Source organism: Fumia xinanensis, from assembly GCF_014384905.1.
GTDB lineage: Bacteria > Bacillota > Clostridia > Oscillospirales > Ruminococcaceae > Fumia > Fumia xinanensis.
Map to the genome: position 1 here is coordinate 441,865 of NZ_JACRSV010000002.1, position 12,303 is coordinate 454,167.

At 50.2% G+C, this 12,303-nt stretch carries 11 protein-coding genes; 7 read left to right on the plus strand and 4 right to left on the minus strand.

Annotated features, from left to right (window positions below; all coding sequences use genetic code 11):
* Positions 1-152 precede the first annotated feature (152 nt).
* Positions 153-857, plus strand: a complete 705-nt coding sequence (locus tag H8710_RS08600) for an ATP-binding protein (protein ID WP_249295084.1) — start codon at positions 153-155, stop codon at positions 855-857.
* Between the two features lie 52 nt (positions 858-909).
* Here H8710_RS08600 and H8710_RS08605 read toward each other — a convergent pair whose 3' ends face one another.
* Together H8710_RS08605 and H8710_RS08610 are read right to left on the minus strand one after the other, a co-directional pair.
* A complete protein-coding gene (locus H8710_RS08605; RefSeq protein WP_249295085.1) occupies positions 910-1,206 on the minus strand; it encodes a Dabb family protein in 297 nt (98 codons plus the stop codon).
* 14 nt (positions 1,207-1,220) lie between these two features.
* Complete coding sequence (locus tag H8710_RS08610; protein WP_249295087.1) at positions 1,221-2,201, minus strand: RING finger protein; 981 nt, start codon at positions 2,199-2,201, stop codon at positions 1,221-1,223.
* A gap of 261 nt (positions 2,202-2,462) precedes the next feature.
* Here H8710_RS08610 and prfB point away from each other — a divergent pair, with 261 nt between their 5' ends.
* Entirely contained in the window at positions 2,463-3,578 is a 1,116-nt protein-coding gene (gene prfB, locus H8710_RS08615; protein WP_249295089.1) for a peptide chain release factor 2, read from the plus strand.
* A gap of 75 nt (positions 3,579-3,653) precedes the next feature.
* Positions 3,654-4,442: a class I SAM-dependent methyltransferase gene (locus H8710_RS08620; RefSeq protein ID WP_249295091.1), complete on the plus strand. Its 789-nt coding sequence runs from the start codon at positions 3,654-3,656 to the stop codon at positions 4,440-4,442.
* A 143-nt stretch (positions 4,443-4,585) separates the two neighbouring features.
* On the opposite strand, the gene H8710_RS08625 is transcribed toward H8710_RS08620, so the two are convergent.
* Positions 4,586-5,950: an MATE family efflux transporter gene (locus H8710_RS08625; protein ID WP_249295093.1), complete on the minus strand. Its 1,365-nt coding sequence runs from the start codon at positions 5,948-5,950 to the stop codon at positions 4,586-4,588.
* 207 nt (positions 5,951-6,157) lie between these two features.
* The gene (locus tag H8710_RS08630) at positions 6,158-6,793 is read right to left on the minus strand and encodes a cytidylate kinase-like family protein (protein ID WP_249295095.1); all 636 of its coding nucleotides are present in this window, start codon (positions 6,791-6,793) and stop codon (positions 6,158-6,160) included.
* Between the two features lie 236 nt (positions 6,794-7,029).
* Here H8710_RS08630 and H8710_RS08635 point away from each other — a divergent pair, with 236 nt between their 5' ends.
* From H8710_RS08635 to H8710_RS08650, 4 genes are all read left to right on the plus strand, one after another.
* A complete protein-coding gene (locus H8710_RS08635) occupies positions 7,030-7,593 on the plus strand; it encodes a phosphatase PAP2 family protein (RefSeq protein WP_249295098.1) in 564 nt (187 codons plus the stop codon).
* A gap of 207 nt (positions 7,594-7,800) precedes the next feature.
* Entirely contained in the window at positions 7,801-9,696 is a 1,896-nt protein-coding gene (htpG, locus tag H8710_RS08640; RefSeq protein ID WP_249295104.1) for a molecular chaperone HtpG, read from the plus strand.
* A 203-nt stretch (positions 9,697-9,899) separates the two neighbouring features.
* On the plus strand, positions 9,900-10,568 hold the full coding sequence (locus H8710_RS08645; protein WP_249295105.1) for an LbetaH domain-containing protein: 669 nt from the start codon (positions 9,900-9,902) through the stop codon (positions 10,566-10,568).
* A gap of 324 nt (positions 10,569-10,892) precedes the next feature.
* Positions 10,893-12,281, plus strand: coding sequence for a sugar transferase (locus H8710_RS08650; protein ID WP_249295106.1), 1,389 nt, complete (start codon positions 10,893-10,895; stop codon positions 12,279-12,281).
* Positions 12,282-12,303: the final 22 nt, after the last annotated feature.

Genomic DNA, 12,303 nt, shown 5'->3' on the forward strand with positions numbered 1-12,303 from the left:
TAAAATCAAGTCATCAAGTCAAGGGTGATGTCCGGGCTAAGGCGGGCGCTTCGGGGGCGGGAACGGCTTTTCGGAGCATGGCCTCATCCAGAGCATTGCCGGAAAACGTAGAAAGTATGACTGTTTTGGTGAATTTTTAGGAGGAATCATAGATGCTGAGAAAAATTATTCGGATCGACGAAGAAAAATGCAACGGCTGCGGCCTGTGCGCTGAGGCCTGCCACGAAGGGGCCATCGGCATGGTCGACGGAAAGGCGAAGTTGCTGCGAGACGATTACTGCGACGGGCTGGGGGACTGCCTGCCGGTCTGCCCCACGGGAGCCATCACCTTTGAGAAGCGGGAGGCGGCCGCCTACGACGAAGGGGCGGTCAAGGCCGCTATGGCGGAGAGGGAAGGGAAGAAAGCCCCTCTGCCCTGCGGCTGTCCCGGCAGCAATTCCAAGGCCATCCGCCGGGAGGCGGCAAACACGGTACCCGCTGTCAGCGGGGCGGAGAGCATGCTGAATCAGTGGCCGGTGCAGATCAAGCTAGCCCCGGTGAACGCGCCGTACTTTGACGGAGCGAACCTGCTCATCGCGGCGGATTGCTCCGCCTACGCTTACGGGGATTTTCACCGGACGTTTATCAAGAATCGGATCACCTTGATCGGCTGCCCCAAGCTGGACGAAGGGGATTACGCCGACAAACTGACAGCGATCCTCTCCCACAACGACGTGAAAAGCCTCACTGTCGTCCGGATGGAGGTGCCCTGCTGCGGCGGCATCGAACAGGCGGCCAAGCGGGCGCTTCAGCAAAGCGGGAAGTTCATCCCCTGGCAGGTGGTGACCATTTCCACCGACGGGCGGATTTTAGACTAGGAGAAAAGATGAAAAAACCGGCTGTCTTTTAACAGCCGGTTTTCCGCATTCATTAAAGCTCGCAGTCAGTGACGGCACGGTCGGTGACCACTTTGTGGACAAACTCCTTCACCTTGACGTGGAGGGGATTTGTTTGGTAGGCATTCAGCGCCTCTTTGCTTTCAAACTCGCTGACGAGGCAGAGGTCCATGCCGCCGGGATTGAAATTCCTGCGGACTTCTGCCATGAGAAGGCCGTCCACCTTGCCGACGAGGGCCTCTAAGCCCTCCCGGATAACAGCGGCGTTCTGCTCTTTGGTCTTGCCTTCGGCTTCTTCTTTCAGGTTCCAGAAAACGATGTGTCGAATCATAAAAATCCTCCTGATCAATAGGGAATCGTGGCGAATACGTAAGCGATGGACGCGATAAACGACAAGACAAAGGGGATGACGATGCAGAGGATCAAAGCGAGTTTGGAGGTACCTCCCTTTGCCGAAAGAATGGTGGAGTAGTCGGGGGCATCCCCATGCTGTTTTTTAAGTTTATGGACCCGCTTAAAGGTCCGCTGGGTATACAGCCGGTTCGCAAAGCCGCCGAACAGCCCTTTGACCACCCAGGAGAGCATGGAGCAGACCTGTGAAGCCAGCAGAAACGAGCTGGGCAGGTCGGGAATGGTGTCGGCTCCGGCCGTGACGGCTTGCATCATCTGGAAAGAGGAAATGAGGGAGGGGATGCTCAATACAGCGGACACCACAAAGGCAAGAATGGCCATTCCCCACATTTTTCGATACATAAAATAATAAAAGTCAAAGAAAAAAGCGCACCAGTTCCAGCCGCCGCCTTTTCCAGTTTTGGCCAGGGCCTTGAAGCGTGGAATGAAGTATGGGGTATTGTCCCGGACATAAAGGGCCAGGTCTTTGACCGGCAGGCCGTCTATTTCCTCATCGGGGCCTACGCCGCCGAAGGGGGTGGTATAAGGGTTATAGGCCATGAAGTTTGGGGGCGTCTGCTGGTAGGAACCATAGGGATTTTGGTTTACTCCGCCAGCGGGCGGAGTTTCACCGGGTTCCTGTTTATTAAGGTCGTTGCCGCAGACCTCACAGAACAGCTTGTCGGGGGAGTTGAGCGTGCCGCATCGGCTGCACCGTTTGGAGGTGCTGCCATCATATTTTTCCTCGTCAGTCTGAATTTTGGGCGGCTGCCACTGCTCTCCCTTTTCATGGAGCAAAGTGAGAACGCATCCGCCGCTTTCCTTGGCGCATTCCTTGTGGTAGGGGGCGCCGCAGTCGGGACAGATGACGATCTGGTCGGATTCGGTGAATTCTTTGTTACAGTAGGGGCAGTGGACGCCTTTGTATTTAAACATTGTAACCCTCCAATGGTGAAAAAATTCTTTTCCTGTCTGTCGTAGAATTTTTATCTATGCTGTTTTGACTATTGTGACAATGATTCACAAAAAAGTTTTGCTGTGTAAAACTTCGCATCACAGATGCTGGCACACAAAGTGTGCCATTTGTGGATATTATAGCATATTGCTTCCTTTTTATCAAACAAATCTTTACAGAACCCAAAATCTCGATTATAATAGATAAGATAACGAGCAACACTGTGAGACGGAGGAACCTAAATGCTTCAATTTGAAGAAGAAAAGCTGGCCCTGAGGGCCCTGAAACCGGAGCTGGATGAATTGGCGTCAGCTCTGGGGATAGAAAATGTGAAAAAAGAAGTGGCCCAGTTGGAGCAACAGGCCGCTGCGCCGGATTTCTGGGACGACACCGAAAACTCCCAGAAAGTCCTGAAAAAAACCGGCGCGCTTAAGGCGGTTTTAGATAGCTACAGCGGTTTAGTGAGCCTTTACGAGGATGCTGAGACCATGTTTGAAATGGCGGAGGAGGACGAGGACGAAGGAATGCTCGCTGAAACCGCCCAGATGGTCCAGTCGCTTGAAGCTGGCATCGAGGCCCAGAAGCTCAGCACCTTGCTTTCCGGGGAATTCGACAGTAAAAACGCCATCCTCACCTTCCACGCGGGGGCCGGCGGCACCGAGGCCCAGGATTGGGTGGAAATGCTCTATCGGATGTACTGCCGTTGGGCGGAGCGTCACGCATTTAAGGTGACGGTTCTCGACATTCTCGACGGCGACGAGGCAGGTATTAAGAGCGTTTCGATCCTCATCGAGGGGTTAAACGCCTATGGGTACCTGAAATCCGAAATTGGTGTACACCGGCTCGTCCGGGTGTCGCCCTTCGACTCGTCGGGGCGGCGGCACACATCCTTCGCTTCGCTGGAGGTCATGCCGGAAATCGACGATGACATCCAGATCGATATTCGTCCAGAGGATCTGAAAATGGACGTTTACCGTTCCAGCGGCGCTGGCGGGCAAAAGGTCAACAAGACGTCCTCTGCTGTGCGGCTCACCCATATTCCCACGGGTATTGTCACTTCCTGCCAAACCGAGCGCAGCCAGTTCCAGAATAAAGACATGGCGTTAAAAATGCTTAAATCGAAGCTCTACGAGATTAAGGAGCGGGAGCACCTGGAGAAAATTGAGGATATCCGCGGTGACCAAAAGGAAATCGCCTGGGGCGCGCAGATCAGGTCCTACGTCTTTATGCCTTATACCCTGGTCAAAGACCACCGGACCGGATTCGAGATGGGAAATGTGAACGCCGTCATGGACGGGGATCTGGACGGCTTCATCAACGCGTATCTCAAGGCGCTCGCCCATGGGGAACTGCAATAAAGGATTTATGGCATATTTAAAGGGAGGTTGCGGATCACAACCTCCTTTTGTGTTTTCCCAAAGGAGTGAAAAAATATGGCTGTCATTGAAGGATTGGAAGGAACGTTTGACTCTGTCGCTTCTACCTATGCCAAATTGCGCCCAGGATATCTGAACGAATTGTATCAGGACATTTTCGGCTTTATTCCAATCGGAGAAGCAAGCAATGTGGTTGAAATAGGAATCGGAGGAGGGCAGGCGACGCTGCCGATTTTGCAGACAGGCTGTACCTTGACAGCTGTTGAGTACGGCGAACATTTTTCTGAGATATGCAGGGAGAAATTTAAGAATTTTCCGAAATTTTCCGTCGTCACGGGAAAATTTGAAGAAGTGGATTTTCAGGAGGAATCCTGTGACCTTATATTTTCCGCCTCCGCCTTTCATTGGATACCGGAGGAAGTTGGGTATCGAAAGGTTTTTTCCATGCTGAAAAAGGGCGGGGCGTTTGCCCGGTTTGCCAATCATCCCTTCGAGGACAAGGGGCGGCCAAAACTGGCTGATGAGATACAAAAGCTGTATCGGGTTTATATGCCCGCTTCCTCCAGGCCGGTGGAGTATAGTGAAGAAATGTCAAAAGCAAGGGCAGAAATTGCATCCCAATACGGTTTTGAGGACGTGAAATACAGGCTGTATCATAGGACGAGGACGTTTTCCGCGAAGGAGTATGTTGCCCTGCTGGGAACCTATTCCGACCATATCGCATTGGAACAGCAGAAAAGAGGGGAATTTTTCTCCAAGATCGAACAGGTTATCAACGTCTGCGGCGGTGAGATCACGTTATACGACACCATGGATTTGCAGCTGGCGCGGAAAAATCGGTCCTAAATCGGGAGGCGCTCGCCCACGGGGAACTGCTATAAAGGATTTACGGCATATTTAAAGGGAGGTTGCGGATCACAACCTCCCTTTTTTGACCGCGTATCCTGATAAAGCAAATGATGTTTGGCAGGGCGCCGTCCAGCATGTTTTTATAGATACTGCTTATGGGGAAGCCATTTCTCCCCGTGAAATCTGTGCCGGAAAGCCAGCGTTTTGATGGCCCACTCCACGCACATGCCGATCCACACGCCCTGGATGCCAAGTTTCAGCGGAATTGCCAGCAGGTAGCCGAACCCGACCCGGATCACCCACATGGTCACCAGGGAGAAGTAGGACGAATAGGAAGCGTCTCCAGCCGACCGCATAATAGCCGGCAGCGTGTTGGATGCCGGCCAGAAAAAGGGCATGCAGACCGCTGCGATAGCCAACACGCTGTAAATCATGGACACGGTGTTGGCGGGTGCCTGATACATTTTCAGAATCAGCGGCATCAGCGGCAGGCCAATCACCAGCGAAACCACAGTCAATACCGTGCACAGCCACATCATCGATTTTCCGTAGCGCCGGGCCAGTCCATTGTCCCCCGCGCCGATGCACTGGCCAACTACCGTGATCGCCAGCGTTCCCACGGCGGCAGGAGCCGCATAAAGCAGGGAAAAGGTGGAGTTGGCCACGGCGTTTGCCGCCACGCTCACTGTTCCCAGCTTTGCGATATAAATCTGCACCAGCATGGAGCCGCCGTTCATAAAAATCTGTTCCATCCCATAGGGAATGCCGATGCGGAACATCTCCTTCAAAATCTTTTTATCCAGCTGAAAAATGTGCCGCGCCTTCACCCGTAGGATGCTTTTGGGGGACAGCAGCATCCACATAGCCGCCCCGGCGCCTACAAGACGGGCCAGGTTCAGCGACAGGGCGCTTCCCATAATATCTAGGCGCATCAGATTAATAAAAACAAAGCTTGCCCCAAAGTGCAGCAGATTGATCAAAATCGTCAGGTGCAGGCAGCATCTTGTCTCTCCCAGTCCCCGGAACACCGCAAAGCCGCTCATATATACGGCTAGGAAAATCATCGAAATGGCGATGCCGATCAAATACTGCTCCGCTTTTTGAAGTACGGTTTCATCCACGCCGCCAAACAACATATGTACCAGCGGATCTGCAAACACTACCAGAACCGTGCAGGCGATAATGGCAGACAGGGGCGTTACCAGCATCAGCTGCCCTGCGGCCTTTTTCATCCCCTCAAGGTCCCCTTTTCCCTTAAACTGGGCCACTACCACGGTGCCGCCTGCCGAGACCGCGTTGTAAACTGCATGAATCATCATGTACAGCGGACTGACAAGGCTTACTGCCGACACGGATTCTTGGCTGGAGGAGCTGATCATAGCGGTCGTGAGAACACCGATGCCGCACACGAAAAAGGAATCTATAATCAGCGGCGCCAACATGGAAAAAATCTGCTTTGTGCTGAATAATGAGCTGTCAAATTTTTTGCTGAAAAACTCTTTCATAATCAAAGGCTCCCTTTTTTCGGCTTCCTTTTTATGCCTATCCTTTAATATAGCAGAACCTTTTAAAAAAACAAGTACCTGACACGATATTTTATTATTTTTTGGGGAATTTTTAAATCAGTCTGAAATTTTTGAACATCAGAAAAAAATCCCACCGGAAACCATGTCCCCGATGGGATTCTGAAGCTCGTATGAATGCTGCACCGTTTATTTTGCAGGGCCTAATGTCTTCCGCTCGATGAAGTGCCGCAGAACATCCACTGTGCTGTCGATGCCGATGGCGGCGCTGTTGACGCAGAGATCATAGTTTTCCGCCAGGCCCCAGCGCAAATTGGTATAAAAATTATAGTAGTTGGCCCGCTTTTTATCGAGTTTTTGGATGTTGTCCTCAGCCTTTTCACTTTCCATGCCATAGACGGTAGTGGCCCGGTCCACCCGGCTCTGCAGGTCAGCGTAAATGTAAAAATTGAGGCACCGGGGGCGCTCTTTCAGCACGTAGTCAGCGCAGCGGCCCACGATGACGCAGGGGCCTTCCGCTGCCACCTTGCGGATGATCTCCGACTGAATGAGGAACACCTTGTCGTTTAAGGGAAGCTCCGCCATACCTGTCATTCCGTGGAGCAGATAGGAATTCATCGACAGGGTATAGAGCAGGCTGTTAGTGGCTCGTTCGTCCGCCTTTTCAAAAATTTCCCTGCTGTAGCCGCTCTGCTGAGCCGCCATGGTGATAAGCTCTTTATCGTAAAAGGGAATCTCTAAACTTTCGGCCAGCTTTTTGCCGATGAGGCGGCCTCCGCTGCCGAACTGCCTGCTGATTGTGATGACGTAGTTGGTTTTTGCCATAGGGATTGCTCCTTCCGTTGATGGAATAATTGCATAGTTTGTTCTATTTATATTATGATACTTTTGTGCAAAAACGTCAAGAGAAAACGGGATATTTGGTTGGAAAAAAATGGTACAATATTTTAAAAGGCGGCGGAGAAGGATGCTGCGAGATGGTAATGCCCTCCTGAAGAGGACAGATTTCCTTTGAGTTCGCGGGAAAAATAGAGTATAATGCTACCAAGGGGGATGGATGTATGTTTGATGCTATTTTACGCGCCGACCAGGCAATTTTGAATGGGATACAAGATCTGCTGCGGTGCGAATTTCTGGATATTTTCTTCACTTTTGTCACAAAGCTCGGGAATGCCGGTTTTATCTGGATATTGATCGGACTTTTGATGTGCTGTTTTAAAAAGTGCCGGCGGACAGGCGTCGTGATGCTCTGCTCGGTAGCGGCGGCTTTCCTCATCGGGGAAGTGACCATCAAACCGCTGATCGGGCGGCTGCGGCCCTTTATGGACAACGCGGCGGTACAGCTTTTAATTGATCCGCCCCGGGGATTTTCCTTCCCGTCGGGCCACTCCATGTCATCCTTTGCGGCGGCGACGGCTCTGTTCCTTTGCGGGAACAGGAAGGTGAGCTGGACGTGGTACCTGGGGGCTTTCTTCATCGCATTTTCCCGGCTTTATCTCTATGTCCACTACCCCAGCGACGTTTTGACAGGGGCAGTGCTGGGAAGCCTGACGGCGTGGGCGGTTTACGCACTTTTCCGTCGTTTTGGGCCCGGGAGGAAGGTAAAAGTTTTTAAGGAGATGTAAATTTTTCCTAAAAAACTTGATTTTTTTCGGCATTGGCGCTATAGTAGTGTTAGCACTCACAAAAGAAGAGTGCTAACACTTTTCTTTTTTGTTACTAATTATATGGTTACGGGGTGCATTTTATTGGCGGCACCGGAACGGGGCGAATTTCCAATTTGCCTCCGAGTCCGCGGCGGAAAAGCTCCCCGGAAAGGAAGGAATCTGAATATGGCTAAGAAAAAATTCAAAGCAGAATCCAAGCGATTGCTGGACATGATGATCAACTCGATTTATACCCACAAGGAAATTTTCCTCCGGGAGCTGATATCCAACGCCAGCGACGCCATCGACAAGCTCTACTACCATTCTCTGACGGAGAATCTGAGCGGGCTTAACCGGGATGATTTTGCCATCCGGCTCGAAGTGGACAAAGAGGCGAGAACTCTTAAAATTTCCGACAACGGCTGTGGTATGACTCAGGAGGATCTGGAAAATAACTTGGGCGTTATTGCCCAGAGCGGCTCGTTCCAGTTCAAGAGGGAAAACAACAAGCAGGAGGACATCGACATCATCGGCCAGTTCGGTGTTGGATTCTACTCGGCCTTTATGGTCAGCGACGAAGTCACTGTCATTAGCCGTGCCTACGGTGCGGACAAGGCCTTTGAGTGGAAATCTTCAGGGGCGGACGGCTACACCATTGAGGAAGCGGATAAGGCGTCCCACGGCACCGACATTATTTTGAAAATCAAGGAAAATACAGAGGACGAAAACTATGACGAATATCTGGAAGGCTACCGCCTCCAGGGCATCGTCAAAAAATACTCCGACTACATCCGATACCCCATCAAGATGGATATGGAACGTTCCCGGATGAAAGGGGAGCCCAAGGAGGGCGAACAGCCGGAATATGAGACCTATATCGAAAATGTGACTCTGAACAGTATGGTGCCCCTCTGGAAGAAAAACAAAAGTGAGGTTTCCGAAGAGGACTACAATCAGTTTTACAAGGATAAATTCTATGACTACGAAAATCCGGCGAAAGTCATCCACAGCAGCACCGAGGGCGCTTCCACCTATAACGCTTTGCTGTTTATCCCGGCTCACGCACCCTACAACTACTACTCCAAAGAGTATGAGAAGGGGCTCCAGCTTTATGCCAGCGGCGTGCTGATCATGGACAAGTGCGCCGACCTGCTGCCCGACCATTTCAGCTTTGTGAGGGGGCTCGTCGACTCCCAGGACCTGAGTCTCAACATCTCGAGGGAAATGCTCCAGCACGACCGGCAGCTGAAGCTCATCGAAAGCCGGCTGGAGAAGAAAATCAAGAGCGAGCTGCTCTCGATGCTGAAAAACGACCGGGAAAAATACGAGGCGTTCTTCAAGAGCTTCGGTTTGCAGCTGAAATACGGTGTTTACACCGCTTACGGCGCCAACAAGGAACTTTTGCAGGATCTGCTGCTGTTCTACTCCTCTTCGGAAAAGAAAATGACCACTTTAGAGGAATATGTGGGCCGGATGAAGGAAGGCCAGAAATATATCTACTACGCCTGCGCCGAAACAACCGACCGGGCCGACCGCCTGCCTCAGACCGAGCTCTTAAAAGACCAGGGTTACGAAATCCTCTACCTGACCGACGACATCGACGAATTCGCCCTCAAGATGATGCGGGACTTCAGCGAAAAGGAATTCCGTTCCGTTTCCGACAAGGATTTGGGGTTGGAGAACAAGGAAGAGTCGGAGGAAATCAAGAAGAAAAACGAGGAGAGCGCCGAGCTCTTCCGGTTCATGAAGGACGCTCTGGGCGACAAGGTGGCCGACGTGCGGCTGTCGGAGCGGCTTAAATCCCATCCCGTCTGCCTGTCCAGTGGGGGAGGCTTGTCCCTCGAGATGGAAAAGGTCCTGAATTCCATGCCCAACGACCAGAAAGTCAAGGCCGACCGTGTGTTGGAACTGAACCCCAATCATCCGGTGTTTGAGGCGCTTTGCAAGAAGTTTGCGGACGAGCCGGATCAGGTCAAAAAGTACGCGGGACTTTTGTATGACCAGGCGCTGCTCATCGAGGGGCTGCCCATCGAGGACCCGGTCAGCTTCTCTAACGCCATCTGTGAGCTGATGGCAAAGTAAAATACATTTACAAGGAGAAAAAACGCATCCTGACGGATGCGTTTTTTTGATGCTTTTGCCGGCTAACAAATTCGGAAAAAACTTTTTCCAGTCGAAAAAAGTGGAAAATAATTGTAAACAAGCGGAGTTGCTGCGGATTATGATTGAGCTTTCTGCGGTATTTTGCTATAATGTACATGATTATAAGCAAATGGAGGCGCGATATGGACCTGAAAAAATATTTGTCGAGGAATCCAAAAGGGCTCAAATGGCTGGTACATCTGTACAACCGCACTGCCGGCTTCAATTCCATCCGCAGGGGAAAAAACCGGATTTGTGTCGGTGCATCCCTCTTAAAGCGCACGAAAATTCGGATTTCCGGCGAAGGAAATACTGTTGTTTTTTCAGATTGGTCCGCTCTGTTCCATTGTGCGATACAGATTACGGGAAATTACAACCGCATTGAAATCGGCCCGGACTGCGTTTTACGGCAGGTGGAACTGGTCATAGAGGACGATGGCAACGTGATTTCCGTCGGTAAAGGCGGTAGGCTTTACGGCCCCACTCAGCTGGCAGCTATCGAGGGAACAAAGATTTTTGTAGGGGAGGACTGTTTGTTTTCCAGCGGGGTCAAAATCCGCACCGGAGACAGCCATTCCATTGTGAATATGGATGGAAATAGGATTAATCCATCAGAGGATGTGGTCATTGGGGAGCATGTGTGGCTGGGGACCGACGTTCTCTGCCTTAAGGGGACTCGAGTGCCGGGACATTGTATCGTGGGCGCACGATCCCTTGTCAACCGAGCTTTTTCAGAAGAAAATTGCATTCTTGCAGGGGTACCTGCTCGAATTGTCAAATCTGAAGTCGATTATTTGTGCAAAAGGCTGTAAAATTTTGCATATTTTTCTCAAAAAATTGCGACTTTGTGCATTTTTTACATGTATATTTGCATATTTTTATTGACATTGCGAAAGGAATTGAATATAATATCAGTGTAGAAATTTATACTTTTTATTAATATCATCTTTTTAAACCTGTCATTCTTTTTGCAACATAAAAAATCGGCAAACTGCATAAATAAAAGGGTTGAAACCTTCCCTTGGTATATGCAGTATGCCGATAAAAGATGTGTTTTCAAAAAGTATGCCTTTTGAAAAAAATAAAAATGTTCAAAAATTTTAGACAATATGTCAGCGAAGGCGGAGTGGTAAAACATGAGGTTTAACAACCTGAGTCAAAGATCGTCGGATAACAACTTAATTAGTTTGTTCGCGGATATAGCTGCACTGCTCTTGTCATTCCTGCTTTCTGTTATGATCATTTTCCGGAATCCTCAGATTTGGGCTACCGACTGGCTAGTGGTGGGTACTGGAGTTTTGTACTGCGTTTCAGCAATCTTTTTGTTCCATGTGTTTGAGATGTATTCCTCTATTGCCATCGGCTTCAAGTCGGCAAAAGTCACCATCTGTCTCACCATGGTGTATGCAACTCTTTTGTGCGTTTTTATCAACCTGTTTTTTGTCCGGCGGCCGGATCTTTATCTGCTCTCGGCCTGCGAGGGAGCATTTTCGGTGTTCTTATTGCTGCTCTGGCGGTATTTTCAGCACCTGTATTTCATCCACAGGAAAAATAAAAGCAAAATTCTCATGGTAGAGCAGATGAAAGAGGATAATTCTCGGGTGCGGCGGCTCAAATACTCCTGCCTTGACATATACGACGCCTGGTACGAGCAGGTGGACGTAAACGATATGGATGCGGTGAAAAAATTCATGGAGGAGCAATTTCCAAAATACGACGGCATCTGCCTGATGGAAAGCATCCCCATCCACGTCAAAGATTTGTTTATTAAGGAATCCCTGCGGCTTGGCAAAGAGTTTTTCATCATTCCTGCTATGTATGAGCTGAATTTTACCAAGGTTATGCTGGCCTTTTTTGACGATGTGATGGTGTTCCATATCATCCCTCACCACCTGAGCGCCATCCAGATTTTTTTCAAGCGGGCTTTTGACCTGCTGTTTTCCTCTATCGGCCTCATTGTGGCAGCTATTCCCATGGCGTTCATCGCCCTGGCCATCAAGATCTTCGATCCGGGCCCGGTTTTTTACAAGCAGATCCGGCTCACCAAGGATATGAAGAAATTCAACATCTTTAAATTTCGAACCATGGTAGTCAATGCCGAGCAGATGACCGGCCCCACTTTCGCCCAGAAAAACGATCCGCGCATTACAAAGCTTGGGCGCTTTCTGCGGGCCAGCCGTCTGGATGAGCTGCCTCAGCTTTTAAACGTGTTCCTAGGGGATATGAGCTTCGTAGGTCCCCGACCTGAACGGCCCTTTTTTGTGGAACAATTTATAAAAGATGTGGAATACTATGACCAGCGCTTTACTGTAAAAGCGGGGCTCACCTCCCTTTCCCACGTCTGTGGGCGGTATTCCACCGCCATTGAGGACCGGACTCTGTACGACCTGCTTTACATCATCAATTTCAGTCTGCTGATGGACCTTAAAATCATTTTGTTGACCACCCGGACCATCTTTTTGAAAGAGGCAGCCGAAGGGGTGGACTATCAGGAAAAAAGGGTAAATCATCAGTCCGAGAAATAGATTGTTTCTACACCAGAGGAGT